This window comes from Nisaea sp. (assembly GCF_039990255.1).
In the GTDB taxonomy this organism is placed as follows: Bacteria; Pseudomonadota; Alphaproteobacteria; order Thalassobaculales; family Thalassobaculaceae; genus Nisaea.
The window spans coordinates 573,336-587,351 of the sequence record NZ_JBDXGG010000004.1 but is presented as its reverse complement, the minus strand read 5'-3'; the positions used below and the strand labels follow the sequence as shown (position 1 = coordinate 587,351).

Annotated in this window: 14 protein-coding genes; 7 read left to right on the top strand and 7 right to left on the bottom strand. The window is 59.4% G+C overall.

What is annotated here, in order from left to right:
* Window positions 1-2 precede the first annotated feature (2 nt).
* Complete coding sequence (locus tag ABJ076_RS03525) at window positions 3-485, top strand: hypothetical protein (RefSeq protein WP_348186281.1); 483 nt, start codon at window positions 3-5, stop codon at window positions 483-485.
* A 6-nt stretch (window positions 486-491) separates the two neighbouring features.
* Here ABJ076_RS03525 and nth read toward each other — a convergent pair whose 3' ends face one another.
* Complete coding sequence (gene nth, locus ABJ076_RS03520) at window positions 492-1,133, bottom strand: endonuclease III (RefSeq protein ID WP_348186978.1); 642 nt, start codon at window positions 1,131-1,133, stop codon at window positions 492-494.
* A gap of 156 nt (window positions 1,134-1,289) precedes the next feature.
* Here nth and ABJ076_RS03515 point away from each other — a divergent pair, with 156 nt between their 5' ends.
* Window positions 1,290-1,787 carry a DUF2244 domain-containing protein gene (locus ABJ076_RS03515; protein WP_348186283.1) on the top strand — a complete coding sequence of 166 codons (498 nt, stop codon included), beginning with the start codon at window positions 1,290-1,292 and terminating at the stop codon, window positions 1,785-1,787.
* A 12-nt stretch (window positions 1,788-1,799) separates the two neighbouring features.
* On the opposite strand, the gene dapB is transcribed toward ABJ076_RS03515, so the two are convergent.
* A complete protein-coding gene (gene dapB / locus ABJ076_RS03510; RefSeq protein WP_348186285.1) occupies window positions 1,800-2,600 on the bottom strand; it encodes a 4-hydroxy-tetrahydrodipicolinate reductase in 801 nt (266 codons plus the stop codon).
* A gap of 152 nt (window positions 2,601-2,752) precedes the next feature.
* Between dapB and ABJ076_RS03505 the strand changes: the two genes are divergently transcribed.
* Entirely contained in the window at window positions 2,753-3,289 is a 537-nt protein-coding gene (locus ABJ076_RS03505; RefSeq protein WP_348186287.1) for a PadR family transcriptional regulator, read from the top strand.
* Between the two features lie 525 nt (window positions 3,290-3,814).
* On the opposite strand, the gene dnaJ is transcribed toward ABJ076_RS03505, so the two are convergent.
* Together dnaJ and dnaK are read right to left on the bottom strand one after the other, a co-directional pair.
* Window positions 3,815-4,933 (bottom strand): molecular chaperone DnaJ, encoded by a 1,119-nt coding sequence (gene dnaJ, locus ABJ076_RS03500; protein WP_348186289.1) that lies wholly within the window; start codon window positions 4,931-4,933, stop codon window positions 3,815-3,817.
* Window positions 4,934-5,058: 125 nt separating this feature from the next.
* Window positions 5,059-7,008, bottom strand: coding sequence for a molecular chaperone DnaK (dnaK, locus tag ABJ076_RS03495; protein WP_348198754.1), 1,950 nt, complete (start codon window positions 7,006-7,008; stop codon window positions 5,059-5,061).
* A 179-nt stretch (window positions 7,009-7,187) separates the two neighbouring features.
* Between dnaK and ABJ076_RS03490 the strand changes: the two genes are divergently transcribed.
* Window positions 7,188-8,075 carry a DUF1848 domain-containing protein gene (locus tag ABJ076_RS03490; RefSeq protein WP_348186292.1) on the top strand — a complete coding sequence of 296 codons (888 nt, stop codon included), beginning with the start codon at window positions 7,188-7,190 and terminating at the stop codon, window positions 8,073-8,075.
* 15 nt (window positions 8,076-8,090) lie between these two features.
* On the opposite strand, the gene grpE is transcribed toward ABJ076_RS03490, so the two are convergent.
* Together grpE and hrcA are read right to left on the bottom strand one after the other, a co-directional pair.
* The gene (gene grpE, locus ABJ076_RS03485; RefSeq protein ID WP_348186294.1) at window positions 8,091-8,714 is read right to left on the bottom strand and encodes a nucleotide exchange factor GrpE; all 624 of its coding nucleotides are present in this window, start codon (window positions 8,712-8,714) and stop codon (window positions 8,091-8,093) included.
* A gap of 119 nt (window positions 8,715-8,833) precedes the next feature.
* Window positions 8,834-9,880 (bottom strand): heat-inducible transcriptional repressor HrcA, encoded by a 1,047-nt coding sequence (gene hrcA, locus ABJ076_RS03480; RefSeq protein ID WP_348186980.1) that lies wholly within the window; start codon window positions 9,878-9,880, stop codon window positions 8,834-8,836.
* Between the two features lie 220 nt (window positions 9,881-10,100).
* On the opposite strand from hrcA, the gene rph reads away from it, so the two are divergent.
* The 3 genes from rph to hemW are packed head-to-tail and all read left to right on the top strand — an operon-like array spanning window position 10,101 to window position 12,675.
* Window positions 10,101-10,832, top strand: coding sequence for a ribonuclease PH (gene rph, locus ABJ076_RS03475; protein WP_348186296.1), 732 nt, complete (start codon window positions 10,101-10,103; stop codon window positions 10,830-10,832).
* Window positions 10,833-10,835: 3 nt separating this feature from the next.
* Window positions 10,836-11,483, top strand: a complete 648-nt coding sequence (gene rdgB, locus ABJ076_RS03470; protein WP_348186298.1) for an RdgB/HAM1 family non-canonical purine NTP pyrophosphatase — start codon at window positions 10,836-10,838, stop codon at window positions 11,481-11,483.
* Window positions 11,473-12,675, top strand: a complete 1,203-nt coding sequence (gene hemW, locus ABJ076_RS03465) for a radical SAM family heme chaperone HemW (RefSeq protein ID WP_348186300.1) — start codon at window positions 11,473-11,475, stop codon at window positions 12,673-12,675. Before rdgB ends, hemW begins: the two co-directional genes overlap by 11 nt.
* Before the next feature lie 22 nt (window positions 12,676-12,697).
* On the opposite strand, the gene ABJ076_RS03460 is transcribed toward hemW, so the two are convergent.
* Window positions 12,698-13,996: a penicillin-binding protein activator gene (locus ABJ076_RS03460; RefSeq protein WP_348186302.1), complete on the bottom strand. Its 1,299-nt coding sequence runs from the start codon at window positions 13,994-13,996 to the stop codon at window positions 12,698-12,700.
* Window positions 13,997-14,016 lie beyond the last annotated feature (20 nt).

The window sequence follows — 14,016 nt, the reverse complement described above, 5'->3', positions numbered from 1 at the left end:
AGGTGCGTTCTCTTATCCTTCTTCTGGTTGTAGTCAGCCTGGCGAGTTGCGGCGAAACCGTCCAGAAAACGGCAAGCACCGGGCGCGTCCAGCAAGCGATTTCTCTCGAGAAAACCGCCGCCACCGTCACACAACGGACTGAGGCTGAAGACCCCGCTTCGGTCGCCAGCCTGCCAGAGCCGGAGAGCAAGCGCGCGCCTGCTTTCAGCGATGAAGAGCGGGACCCGAAAAGGCTTCTGGACCTCGGGCAGCACGACCTTTCCAGCATCCTCGGCAAGCCCGCCTTCGTCCGTCGCGACATGTCCGCGGTGGTCTGGCAATACCGCACGGACGCCTGTGTCCTGGATCTGTTCCTCTATGAACACGGACGCGATCTTGCCGTCACTTATTACGAGTTCCGACCAAGGCGCGACGCTGAGATTGTCCGGGACGAATGCTTCGTCAACCTGCTGCAGCGCGGGGTCTCGCGCGCGGCACAAAGTTGAGCCGGCTCAGGCAGGCTCCAGCGTCTTATCCTTGAAATTACACAAGTCCGAGACGGGACAAACCGGGCAGACCGGCTTGCGCGCCTTGCAGATATAACGCCCATGCAGGATCAGCCAGTGATGTGCATGGAGCATCCATTTCGCGGGAATGCGTTTTTCCAGCGCCAGCTCCACAGCAAGCGGTGTCTTGCCGGCCGCCATCCCGGTGCGGTTGGAAACGCGGAAAAGATGGGTATCGACAGCAATGGTCGGATGACCGAACGCCATGTTGAGCACGACATTTGCGGTTTTCCGGCCAACACCTGGCAATTTCTCGAGCATCTCCCGATCCTGCGGCACGATGCTGGCATGCTCCCGGATCAGGATTTCCGAAAGCGCGATGACATTCTTGGCCTTTGAATTGAACAGACCGATGGTCTTGATGTAGTCGCGCACCTTCTCAAGGCCCAGCGCGACCATCTTCTCCGGCGTATCCGCGACCACAAATAGCGGTCCCGTCGCCTTGTTGACTCCGACATCGGTGGCCTGCGCAGAGAGCACAACAGCAACCAGCAAGGTATAGGGATTGACGTAATTGAGCTCACCTTTCGGCTCCGGCTCGCGATCGCTCAGGCGCTGGAAAAAGGCGTCAACCGCCGCATTCGTCATCCGTTTTACCATTTCCCGCACTCTCTCGCTTAATATCGGGCGCTTATTACCGGAGATTGCTTCCGGACTCGCCCTGTTTTCAGGTTGCCTTTATCCTGCGGCAATCACAGGTTAGGGCCTTGATGAATCATGACGCAACAGTCCGGACGACCGGCAGTGAGCAGACTTGAGAACAGGGATGGTTCTGCGCCTGACGGCGCACTCTTCGATGCGGTTCTCTATCCGCACCGGAGCCTGTCACCAACCGGTTTTCTTATTCTGATGACAGCCATCTCCTGTTGCAGCATTGCCCTCGGCACTGTGTTCTGGATAGCAGGTGCCTGGCCCGTCGTCGGATTCTTCGGGCTCGACGTTGTGCTGATCTATACAGCTTTCCGACTGAGTTACCGCGACGCGAGACGCTATGAAATTGTTCGGCTCACCCGCTCCGAGCTGACCATCGAGCGTTTCGTGCGGGGGCGCCAGGTTATGCAGAAACAGCTTCAGCCATATTGGTTGAATGTCCGTGTTGAGGAAGAGCGCACGGGGCCGGACCGGCTGATTTTGCGCAGCCATGGGAAGGCCTTCGAGATAGGCGCTTTTCTCTCCCCGCCCGAGAAGCAGGATTTAGCAGACAATCTCAACGATGCCCTGACGAAAGTACGGTCCGCCTGACGCGACCTCGCGTCAGATTTCGAGCACATCCGTCATGGAATAGAAACCAGGCTTCCGTCCGGCGGCCCAGATACCCGCGCGCACGGCACCCGCCGCAAAAATATCCCGGCTCGCAGCCTTGTGCGTAAGCTCGATCCGCTCGTTCGGGCCGGCGAAGATTACCGTATGATCACCAACCACATCACCGCCACGCAGGGTCGCAAAGCCGATCTGGCCCTGTTCGCGCGCGCCTGTGATCCCTTCTCGTGACAGCACTCCTTTCTCGTCAAGCGACACGCCGCGACCGGCCGCGGCGGCCTTTCCGAGGCCGAGTGCCGTCCCCGATGGGGCATCAATCTTCCGCTTATGATGCATCTCAATTATTTCGATATCGTAATCATCATCCAGAGCAGCCGCGACCTTCTTCACCAAGTCGAACAACAGGTTCACACCAAGGCTCATGTTCGGCGCATAGACCAGCGGGATGGTTTTAGCCGCCTCAGCAAGATCCGCTTCCAGATCCGGCGTCAGGCCCGTTGTGCCCGCAACGAATGCCGTGCCGCATTCTGCCGCGATCCGGGCATGCGCGACTGTTACCTCTGGAAGCGTGAAATCGATCACGACATCTGATGCAGAGATAACTGAACGTGGGTCCGAGACAGTTTTAACCGCTTCGCCGTGCAACTGACAAAGCGTTGCAATTTCAATGCCCTCTTCAGCACTACCCTGGAGAACAGTACCGCCCGAGATCACTGCTTTTGGGTGCTCATGGACCTGTTTGGCAATCATCCGGCCCATAAAGCCAGCGACCCCCATGATTCCAATCTTTGTCATGCCCATCGACGCTCTCCTTAATAGACTAGCACTGCTCCAGATGGTCGTAGCCTGCTTTCCCGCACCTGTCGAGCCCGCTTGTTCTCCCGTCAGGCGCGGCGCAACACAACGCTCGCTTTTCGGAATTCATAATGATATATCGAAGTGAAAATATGTTTCAAATCAGCGATATTATCCTTGGCGCTTTGTCGAAGAGCCCTGCGAACGGCTATCAGATCCGTCGCCGGATCAACAGCGATTTTGCCCACTTCCAATCAGTCAGCACAGGTAGTCTGTACCCCGCGCTAAGCAAGTTGAAGGCGCGCGGAGCCATTGCAGAGACCGGGACGGGAAATGGCTCTCTCGACAGTCGCACTTTCGCAATCACCGACCTTGGGCGTACTATATTACGTCAAGTGGTGCAGGAGGCAGGGGCGGATGAGCGTCTCCGGTCAGATTTTCTGGCCGCGATCTATTTCTCCGAGAGTGCCGGTCCGGAAGAGACCGCACGGCTCATCGAGGAGAGGGCCGGTGCCCTGAACCAGGAGATCCGGGCACTTCTGGCCTTACCCCTTCGATCCATGACTAATACCGAGCGATTCACAGTGCGCTACGCATTGGCGGTGCGTCGTGCAGGGCTGGAGTTCCTTCGCCATGAGGGTCGTGCTATCGCAACAGCGATCGACATAGAATCTCGAAATAACAGATAGTTAGAGCGAAATAATACCGGGAATACCGAAGACATCCCTTGCTTTTTCATAGTATGGCAAACTACCATTTTGGAAAGCAGTCCTACGAAAAATGCTGGCTCAATGGATCGGCATTCAAGCGCTCGAAGTAAGCTCATAGCAGTAAAGTCAGTCCCTGAGATCGCTCCAGAGCTCCGCAAACCAGGCAAAGTAACTAGCAGATTGGCAGGGTGGTCTTCTCGCTCCGCCCGGAGCACAGCCCTCTCACATTTCCGGCTGGCGCTTACCGAGATTGACTCGGGTATCGACAATCACACCGACATATTGATCGGCCCGTCACGGACTGCGGAGCCCGTTCATTGGTGAAGACAGGCTGCCCGGCCCGCCCGCCCGCCATGAACGCGACGACTCGAACAGCCGAGAGCCTCGCCGCCTTTATCAACGTCCAGAATACGGCAGACTATCGTTTCAGGGAGCGGTCATACGAAAAACGCCGGCCCAGTGGGCCGGCGCTCTATCGCTCGAAGTTCTATTGTGAAGGCAAAGTCAGTCCCTGAGATCGTCCCAGAGCTCCTTGACGCGATCAAAGAAGCCGGCTGATTGCGGACTGGTCTTCTCGTTCTGCCCGGCCGCAAACTCCTCAAGAAGCTCCTTCTGGCGCTTATCGAGATTAACCGGGGTTTCGACAATCACTTCGACATACTGATCACCCCGGGCCGGGCTGCGAAGCACCGACATGCCTTTGCCCTTCAGCCTGAACTGTTTGCCGCTTTGGGTTCCGGCTCCGACAGTAATGCGGGCACGCCCGCCTTCAATCGTCGGAACCTCGATCTGGCCACCAAGCGCGGCTGTGGTCATCGGCAAAGGAACGCGACAGTAGATATCCGCTCCCTCGCGCTGAAAAATTGGGTGATCGGCGATTGCGAGGAACAGGTAGAGGTCGCCTGGCGCAGTGCCGCGCTGGCCAGCTTCGCCCTCTCCACTCAAACGAATGCGTGTGCCGTCCTCGACTCCTGCCGGAATATTGACCGAGAGGGTCTTTTCCTTCTGGACCCGGCCATTGCCGCCGCATTTCTTACACGGTTTTTCGATCCGCGTACCGCTGCCGCCGCAATGTGGGCAGGTCCGCTCGATAGTGAAGAAGCCCTGCTGGGCCCTCACCTTGCCATGACCGTGGCAGGTCGTGCAGGTGACAGGCTCACTGCCTTTTTCCGCACCGGAACCGTTGCACTCATCGCACTGTACGGAGCTTGGTATGTGGATCTCGGTCTGCTTGCCCTTGAAAGCCTCTTCAAGGCTGATGGCCATATTATAGCGCAGATCAGAACCACGCCGGCCGCCGCCACCGCGACGGCCGCCCATGAAATCACCAAACATCTCGTCAAAGATATCTGCAAAGCCACCGAACCCGGCGCCACCGCCACCACCCACGCCGCCGCCCTCAAAGGCATCGTGCCCGAAGCGGTCATAAGCTGCACGCTTCTGCTCGTCCTTCAGGACGTCATAGGCCTCGTTCAATTCCTTGAACTTGGCTTCGGCTTCAGGGTTATCGGGATTTCTATCCGGGTGGTACTGCATCGCCAGCTTGCGGTAAACGGATTTCATTTCCGCATCCGAAGCGCCGCGTTCGACCCCCAGAACTTCGTAATAGTCTCTTTTTGCCATAGCGCGTCATCGTCCCCGCAACGGTATCGGCAGCCCGGAGATACTATCTGCCGTCTGCCGTTCCTGGTCGGAAACGGGCGAAGGATGCCGGTTTTTCATCGGCGCCTCCGCCCGGACCGTTGGGATCAGGCGGACTTGTTGTCGCGGTTCTGATCGTCGACTTCTTCGAAATCCGCGTCGACGACATCGTCGCTCGCCGCTGAACCGTCATCGCCACCGGCGCTGTCACCGGCGTCGCCATCTGCGGCAGCTGCATCGGGTCCGGCTTCCTGCGAGGCCTTGTACATCGCCTCGCCGAGCTTCATCGACGCCTGCTGAAGCGCATCCATCTTAGCTTTGATGTCAGCAGCATCATCGCCTTCCATGGCTGTTTTCAGGGCGGTCATGTGCTCGTCGATCTCGCGGCGGTCTTCCTCGGAGATCTTGTCGCCATGATCGGCGAGCATCTTCTCCGTTCCGTGGAGTGCGCTGTCGGCCTGGTTCTTAACCTCAACGCTTTCACGCCGGGCCTTGTCGCTTTCGGAATTGGCTTCCGCTTCCTGCACCATCCGTTCGATATCGTCGTCGGACAGACCACCGGAAGCCTGGATACGGATCTGCTGCTCCTTGCCGGTTGCCTTGTCCTTTGCGGACACGTTGACGATGCCGTTGGCGTCGATGTCAAACGTGACCTCGATCTGCGGCACACCGCGCGGAGCGCCCGGGATACCGACCAGGTCGAACTGGCCGAGGACCTTGTTGTCCGCCGCCATCTCGCGCTCGCCCTGGAACACCCGAATGGTGACCGCGGTCTGGTTATCTTCCGCAGTAGAGAAGGTCTGGCTCTTCTTCGTCGGGATCGTCGTGTTGCGATCGATCAGACGGGTGAAGACGCCGCCCAAGGTCTCGATGCCGAGCGACAGCGGGGTCACGTCGAGCAGCAGGACGTCCTTGACGTCGCCCTTCAGCACGCCAGCCTGGATTGCCGCGCCGAGCGCCACGACTTCGTCCGGGTTCACGCCGCGATGCGGCTCACGTCCGAAGAAGCTCTTCACCGTCTCCGCGATCTTCGGCATGCGGGTCATACCGCCGACCAGGATCACTTCGTCGATCTCGCCAGCACTGACACCCGCATCCTTGAGAGCCGCCTTGCACGGGTCGACCGTGCGCTGCACCAGATCATCCACAAGCGCTTCGAGCTTTGCCCGTGTCAGCTTGATGTTCAGGTGCTTCGGCCCACTCTGATCTGCGGTAACGAAAGGCAGGTTGATTTCCGTCTGCATCGAGCTGGAGAGCTCGATCTTGGCTTTTTCGCCGGCCTCTTTCAGACGCTGCAGCGCGAGTTTGTCCTGGCGCAGGTCAATGCCGTTCTCTTTCTTAAACTCGTCGGCAAGGTAATCGATGACCCGCTGGTCAAAGTCTTCACCGCCGAGGAAAGTGTCACCATTGGTCGACTTCACTTCGAACACGCCATCGCCAATTTCCAGAATGGAAACGTCGAAGGTACCGCCACCAAGGTCATAGACCGCGATGATGCCGGTGTTCTTCTTGTCGAGGCCATAGGCCAGCGCGGCTGCCGTCGGCTCGTTGATGATACGCAGGACTTCGAGGCCCGCGATCTTGCCGGCATCCTTGGTTGCCTGACGCTGTGCGTCATTGAAGTAGGCAGGAACCGTGATCACGGCCTGATCGACCGTATCGCCGAGATACGCCTCAGCGTCCTCCTTCAGCTTGCGAAGGGTGAAGCTGGAAGCCTGGCTGGGGCTGTACTTCTCTCCGCGCGCCTCAACCCAGGCATCGCCGTTCTCGCCAGCGACGACCTCATAGGGAACGAGATCGTTGAAGCGTTTGGATGCCTTGTCGTCGAACCGGCGTCCAATCAGACGCTTGATTGCGAAAAGGGTGTTTTCCGGGTTCGTCACTGCCTGTCGCTTCGCAGCCTGGCCGACGAGCCGTTCGCCGCTTTCGGCGAAGGCAACCATCGACGGCGTTGTGCGTGCGCCTTCGGCGTTTTCAATGACTTTCGCGTCCTTACCGTCCATGAACGCGATACAAGAGTTCGTGGTCCCGAGGTCGATACCGATTACTTTGCTCATGTTTTCCTCATCCTTCAGCAAACGCCAGCGGCCTTATGAAAGCGCCACATCCGTTCCCGATTGGTGTGTTTAGGCAACCCGCTATATAGGCGGGGTCTGGCCGCGCTGCAACCAAGTGAAATAGGATTTCGCATCAGAATGTGGATGAAACCCGTCATTTTTCAAGAATCGACGCCCGGATGATCATTTCAGCAAGCTACCGGACCGATATACCCGCCTTTTACAGTGACTGGCTGCGTGTCCGGCTCGATGCCGGATATGCAGTCGTGCCCAATCCCTATAGCGGCAAACCGTCGCAGATTTCTCTCAGGGCACAGGATGTCGACGGGTTCGTGTTCTGGACCCGGAATGCCCGGCCCGCCCGAAGAGTTTTTGACCAACTCGCCGGAGACGGTGTGCCATTCGTGGTGCAGTACACCGTGACAGGATACCCCACCGCGCTTGAAACCAGCGTTCCGCCAGCATCAGCCGCGCTCGACGATATCATTGCGCTGGCGGGCCGCTTCGGTCCGCGCGCCGTTGTCTGGCGCTACGATCCGGTTTTCTGGTCAAGTCTCACGCCTGCGCGTTTTCATCGCGAGAATTTTGCAACGCTGGCCGCCACACTGCGCGGCTCTGTCGATGAGGTCACGCTCTCGGCCGCGCATATCTATCGCAAGACCCGCCGGAACACGGATGACAGCGCCGGACGCGCTGGCTTCACATGGCGGGATCCGGCGAAGGACGAGAAAACCGCATTGCTGAGTGATCTTGCCGCCCTTGCTGCTGATGCCGGCATGACAACAACACTATGCTCCCAGCCAGACTTGCTCACCGATGCCCTAGAACCAGCTAAATGCATAGATGCGGAACGTCTGGCGGATGTCGCCGGAAAGCCATTCAAATCCCGCCAGAAAGGCAACCGGCCGGGCTGCCTCTGTGCGGAATCCCGTGATATCGGAGGCTATGACAGTTGCCCGCACGGCTGCGTCTATTGCTATGCGGTTGGAAACCGGCAGCGGGCAAAGGACGCCCTGAAGCGCCATGACCCCCTCGGAGAGACTTTGCTCCCGGCGAAGACAGACTAGGCCTCAGTTCTGAAATCAGACGGTTGTGTCGACTGTTTCCTTTTGAGCATCGGGGTTTTTAGAGACTCCGACCATGGCCGCGCGCAGCAAGCGGTCCTGCAGCACGTAACCCGGCTGCATCACCTGGACGACGGTGCCCGGCTCGCTGTTCGCATCCGGAACCTCGAACATCGCCTGATGCAGGTTGTAGTCGAACTTCTCACCCATCGGGTCGATCTTGCGGATGCCATGCTTCTCGAACGCGCCGAGCATTTCCTTTTCGGTCATCTCGACACCGATCACCAGATTCTTCAGCGTAATATCCAGCTCATCCCGGTCTTCCGGCGCCGATTCAACGGCACGGCGGAGATTGTCGGAAGCACTGAGAAGATCACGCGCGAAATCCGTAATCGCGAACTTGCGCGCATGAGCAATGTCACGCTCTGCACGCTTACGCGTGTTTTCGAGTTCGGCGAGAGTCCGCATCAGCTGGTCTTTCAGCTGGTGGGCCTCACTATCCTCATCGGATTCCGCACTCGCTTCCTGTGACGCTTCACCGCCTGTCAGGGCGTCCATGTCAATGATGCCGTCATCCGGATTGACCAGCGGCTCCGCGTCCTGATTGGCGTGCTGCTCTGTCTTCTTGTCGTCTTCGGCCATAATCCCGGCTCTTTCTCGTCTGTAGATCCTGAAAGTCAGGCCCAAATGTGGGCGGCTGGAACGGGAAATCAATCATTCCGAGCCTGCATCGCCTGCTTTACCCCGGCTTGGCGTCGCAATCAACCGATGACACGACCGATAAGCCGGGCAGTATAATCGACCATCGGAATGATCCGGGCATAATTCATTCTGGTCGGACCGATCACACCAATGGCGCCGACCACTCGTTTCTTCGTATCCCGGTAAGGTGAAAGGATCATCGAGCAGCCGGTATGATCGAACAGCTGGTTTTCGGCACCGATGAAAATCTGCACGCCGTCGGCATCCCCGGTCGCCTGCAACAACCGTAACATGCCCTGCTTCTGCTCAAGCTGGTCAAACAAAAGCCGGATCCGCTCCAGATCCTCGACCGCATTCACATCGTCAAGCAGCTTGGACTGGCCTCGCACGATCAGCGACCCGCTATCCGGCCCACCGCCTGCGAGCAGGGCGAGACCGTTCTCGACCACCCGCGCCGTCAGCTCGTCCAGCTCGCTTCGGCGTTGATCCATCTCCGCCTTGATGTCCCTGAGCGCCTGATCGATGGAGGCGCCGTGGAACCGGGTGTTCAGAAAATTCGTTGCCTGGACCAGAACCGACGTCGAGACTTCCGGCGGCAGCTCAATGACCCGGTTTTCGACCAGGCCAAGCTCGTTCACCAGCACCACCAGCGCACGGCCAGCTGTCAGCGGAACGAATTCGATATGACGCAGAGACGGATCAGACTTCGGGGAAATCACCAGGCCGGCACAGGCCGAGAGGCCGGCAAGCGCGCTGGTTGCTTCCTCCAGCACTTCGTCATAGCCGCGCCCGGTGGCCCCGAGCATGGAGTCGATCGTCCCGCGCTCGTCCTCGCTCAGATCGCCGCCAATCTCGAGCAGCCCGTCGACCACGATGCGGAGGCCACGGTCGGTCGGCAAGCGCCCAGCGGACGTGTGCGGTGCGTAGAGCAGGCCCGCTTCCTCAAGGTCCGCCATCACGTTGCGAATGGTGGCCGGGGACAGCATGTCGCCAATACGCCGGGAAATCGTACGCGAGCCTATCGGCTCACCGGTCTCGACATATGTATCGACAATGTGCTGCAGAATTTCCCGCGAACGGGCGTTGAGTGCGCCGATGCCTGACATATGTTCCATGAGCAAAACCTAGGCAGCCCCCCGCGGCCCGTCAATGCGGCAGAATGGATAGCTCCTCTTTCCCGGACCCGCGTCCGTAGTCACGCAAAGTCATGGACGCATCCCGGACCCGATAGTAGGTTGCGCGCGCTTTCCAAACAGACACATTCAATGGCAGGTGCCGACCGGCGCCGCCTGGGCCACGTAATGGCCGGAAAATAGGAGTATTGTCATGACCGTAACAGCCAAACGCCCCTCCGGGCGCAGCGCCGACCATATGCGCGCGGTCTCGCTTGAGCCGGGCTTCGCCAAATATGCCGAGGGATCCTGCCTCGTCAAATTCGGCGACACGCACGTGCTCTGCGCAGCCTCAATCGATGATCGGGTTCCTCCGTTCCTGCGCAATTCCGGCTCCGGCTGGGTAACCGCCGAATACGGTATGCTGCCCCGTTCAACCCATACACGGACCGACAGGGAAGCGGCGCGCGGCAAACAGAGCGGCCGGACCCAGGAAATCCAGCGCCTGATCGGACGCTCACTGCGTGCTGTGACCGATCTAAAGGCCTTGGGCGAACGCCAGATCAAAGTCGATTGCGACGTTCTGCAGGCCGACGGAGGAACCCGCACAGCTGCAATCACCGGCTCATTCGTCGCCCTGCATCTTGCGATGCAAAAGCTGGTAAAGCTCGGCGCCCTTAAAGACATCCCACTGACCGATCATGTCGCGGCCGTCTCCTGTGGTATCTATCAAGGCACGCCGGTACTGGATCTCGATTACCCGGAAGACTCCAATGCGGAAGCCGACGCGAACTTTGTGCTGACCGGCACAGCCGGCATCGTCGAAATCCAGGCTACCGCCGAGGCCGAGCCATTCGAGGACAGCGCTTTCACCGATATGCTGCGTCTCGCGCGGAAGGGAATCGGCGAGCTGGTCGACCTGCAGAAAGCCGCAATCGGGAGCTGATCCATGGGCCGCACCTTCTCCGAGACGAAACTGGTTATTGCCAGTCACAACCAGGGCAAGCTCCGGGAGATCCGCGCCTTGATTGGCCCGCTCGGGATCGAGGTGGTGTCGGCTGGAGAGCTTGGCCTGCCGGAACCGGAAGAAACCGGCTCCACCTATATCGCGAATGCTGAACTGAAGGCGCGGGCCGCAGCCGAAGGCTCCGGCCTGCCCGCGCTGGCAGATGATTCCGGAATGAGTGTTACAGCGCTCGATGGCGATCCCGGCATCTATTCCGCCCGCTGGGCCGGACCTGAGAAAGACTTCGCCATGGCCATGCAAAAGGTCGAAGACGAATTGCAGAAGCAGGCAGACAGCGGAAACAGTGACCGCTCCGCTGCCTTTGTCTGCGCCCTGACCATTTGCTGGCCGGACGGTCATACAGAATCGGTCGAAGGCCGGGTTCATGGTGATCTGGTCTGGCCACCGCGCGGAGATAATGGCTTCGGCTACGATCCGATGTTCGTTCCCTCGGGTTACAGTCAGACCTTTGGTGAGGTCGATGCAGCCTGGAAACATTCCGTCAGCCATCGGGCCATCGCCTTCAAAGACCTGCTTCAACAGGTCGGCCTCGATCGAGCGGCAAGCGGTGCCGGGGACAATGCCGGATAGAGCCGGAATCAACGCCGCAGCAGCGGAGCCGTTCGGGGTCTATGTGCATTGGCCCTATTGCCTCTCGAAATGCCCCTATTGCGACTTCAACAGCCATGTTTCCACGAAAGTGGATCATGCGCGTTGGCGCACGGCGCTGACCAAAGAGCTGAGATATTTCAAAGCACTGGCGCCGGAGCGCACGGTCTCCAGCATCTTTTTTGGCGGCGGTACGCCGTCCCTGATGGAACCCGAGACGGTGGATGCGGTGATCTCCGAGATCCGCCGGCTCTGGCCATGGACCAACCAGGTCGAGATTACGCTGGAAGCAAACCCGACATCCGTCGAGGCAGACAAATTCACCGCTTTCCGTGAAGCCGGTGTAAACCGGGTCTCTCTCGGTATCCAGGCACTGAACGATACAGACCTGAAATTCCTCGGCCGCACTCATAACGCGGCGGAAGCCCGGGCGGCGATCAGTATCGCCCGGGATACTTTCGAGCGCATGTCCTTCGATCTGATCTATGCCCGGCCAGGACAGACGGTGGCGGCCTGGCGCGCCGAGCTGAAAGAAGCGCTGGATCTCGCCGTCGATCACATTTCGCTCTACCAGCTGACCATAGAGCCAGAGACCCCGTTCTTCGCCCGCCATGCAAAGGGTGAGATCAAACTGCCAAAGGACGAGTCCCAGGCAGCGCTCTACGAAGCAACGCAGGAGGCGCTGGAACTGGCAGGCATGCCGGCCTACGAGATATCCAACCATGCGCGCAGCGGGGATGAATCCCGACACAATCTGGTCTATTGGCGCTATCACGACTATGCAGGCGTCGGACCCGGCGCCCATTCCCGGATACGGACCGCCGGAGCTGGCAATCCGGTCATTACGAAAGCAATTCAAACAGTGCGGGCGCCAGCCATTTGGCTCGACAAGGTCGGCAAGCAGGGTCATGGCATTGCCGAGGAAGAGACTGTCGGCCGAACCGGACGACTGACCGAAATGCTGATGATGGGCCTCAGGTTGCGGGGCGGCATAGAAAAAGACCGACTTGAACAGGAGGCCGGATGCGATCTGCAAACGCTGTTCAGTGCAGACCTGCTCTCCGACCTCGAAACGGCTGGCTACATAGAACGGCCGCACACCCGTCTCGCCGCGACCCTTGAAGGGCGACAGCGGTTGAACGCCGTCATCGCCGCCCTGACTGAGCGGCTCTGAGATTAAGCCTGAGGCCCGGCGCCTAGTTAATCAGATCCGTGAACTGATCCGGCGCCGGATCAACCACATCAAGCGCTCTGTCGCCGATCTCGAAAACAGTAAGTCCGCGCTGATTGGTGCCATCCTCGACAAAACGGAACAGACCGTTGAGCGCGACAAAACCACCCTTCGACATCAAGGCTGCCCCACCGAAGTTCGCACCATTTTCGCCACGCTGCAGCGAGACGCTCAACGCGATTGAATCGTAAGCGAGAGCGGCAAGCCCGGAAGGCCGCTTACCGAAAGCAGCTTCATAGCGCAGCGCGAAATTCTCCCGGTAGAGAGATGGTGGAGCGGCGAACCACCCGCCGACCAGACTGGGCTCGGTGCCAAGGCTGGGATCTTCCCACTGTGCCGTGCCGAGCAGCTTCACCCGCCGCGTGTCGACATCGTAGAAAGCGAGCAGAGGCGCGATCGTGCGCAACACATTGCCGCCTTCAGGGATCAGGACAGCGTCATAGGGCGGATCGCCGAGTGTCTCCATCGCTTCCAGACGGGCGAGGGTCTGCCGGGAAATTTCGTCTGTCCGGCCTGCCAGCTCATCTTGCTGGATCTTCAGGGATTCCCGTCGGCTGTCATATTCCGCAAACGAGCGAGCGGTTTCGGTGAAATCGCTGGCCAGCGCATCGTAATAGGCAATCCGGGTGATCTCGGCACCGGACGCGATAGCCGAGGCACGGGCGCTTTCCAGCACCAGATCGCCATAACCGCCATGCGGCAGCAATAAACCGATCCGACGGTACCCGCGCTGAACGGCATAACGGATCACCCGTTCGATTTGCTGCTCCGGCATCAGACCCATCAGGTGCACCGGTGCTCCAGCAACGGTGCGGTCATTGGAAAACGCAACAGCATTGATCCCGGCCGCCGCGACAATCGGCCGGATCGCGGCAGCGGAACGCCCATAGAGCGGCCCAAGCACTATCCGTGCCCCGTCCGCAACAGCAAGCCTGGCAGCATCCTCCGCGCCTTCCGGCGTGCCTTGCGTGTCGTAGACCATGAGGTTGAAATCATCACCGGCAATGTCAAACACCGCCATCTGCGCGGCATCGAGCATGATCTGTCCAACCGAAGCGCGGGCACCGCTCAATGGCAACAACATGGCTATGCTGACAGTGGTTCCATCAGGCTCGACCAGTTGTACTGGTGCCGTCGGAGTCTCGAGCGACAACTCGGTCTCGGGTACCACAAGCCCCATGTCAGCCCCCGGCGTCTCTTCCCCTGTGCGCGTCCGGTCCAATGGCGGGGTGATCGGCTGCGGCTCAGCCGTCGCCACGGGCACAGCGCTGGATTCCTGCCCGA

What these genes read in the sequence shown, in the direction of transcription:
- nth (WP_348186978.1), bottom strand. Translation starts at nt 1,133, where the DNA reads ATGACGAATGCGGCGGTTGACGCCTTTTTCCAGCGCCTGAGCGATCGC.
- dapB (WP_348186285.1), bottom strand. Translation starts at nt 2,600, where the DNA reads ATGACAAAGATTGGAATCATGGGGGTCGCTGGCTTTATGGGCCGGATG.
- ABJ076_RS03505 (WP_348186287.1), top strand. Translation starts at nt 2,753, where the DNA reads ATGTTTCAAATCAGCGATATTATCCTTGGCGCTTTGTCGAAGAGCCCT.
- dnaJ (WP_348186289.1), bottom strand. Translation starts at nt 4,933, where the DNA reads ATGGCAAAAAGAGACTATTACGAAGTTCTGGGGGTCGAACGCGGCGCT.
- dnaK (WP_348198754.1), bottom strand. Translation starts at nt 7,008, where the DNA reads ATGAGCAAAGTAATCGGTATCGACCTCGGGACCACGAACTCTTGTATC.
- ABJ076_RS03490 (WP_348186292.1), top strand. Translation starts at nt 7,188, where the DNA reads ATGATCATTTCAGCAAGCTACCGGACCGATATACCCGCCTTTTACAGT.
- grpE (WP_348186294.1), bottom strand. Translation starts at nt 8,714, where the DNA reads ATGGCCGAAGACGACAAGAAGACAGAGCAGCACGCCAATCAGGACGCG.
- hrcA (WP_348186980.1), bottom strand. Translation starts at nt 9,880, where the DNA reads ATGTCAGGCATCGGCGCACTCAACGCCCGTTCGCGGGAAATTCTGCAG.
- rph (WP_348186296.1), top strand. Translation starts at nt 10,101, where the DNA reads ATGACCGTAACAGCCAAACGCCCCTCCGGGCGCAGCGCCGACCATATG.
- rdgB (WP_348186298.1), top strand. Translation starts at nt 10,836, where the DNA reads ATGGGCCGCACCTTCTCCGAGACGAAACTGGTTATTGCCAGTCACAAC.
- hemW (WP_348186300.1), top strand. Translation starts at nt 11,473, where the DNA reads ATGCCGGATAGAGCCGGAATCAACGCCGCAGCAGCGGAGCCGTTCGGG.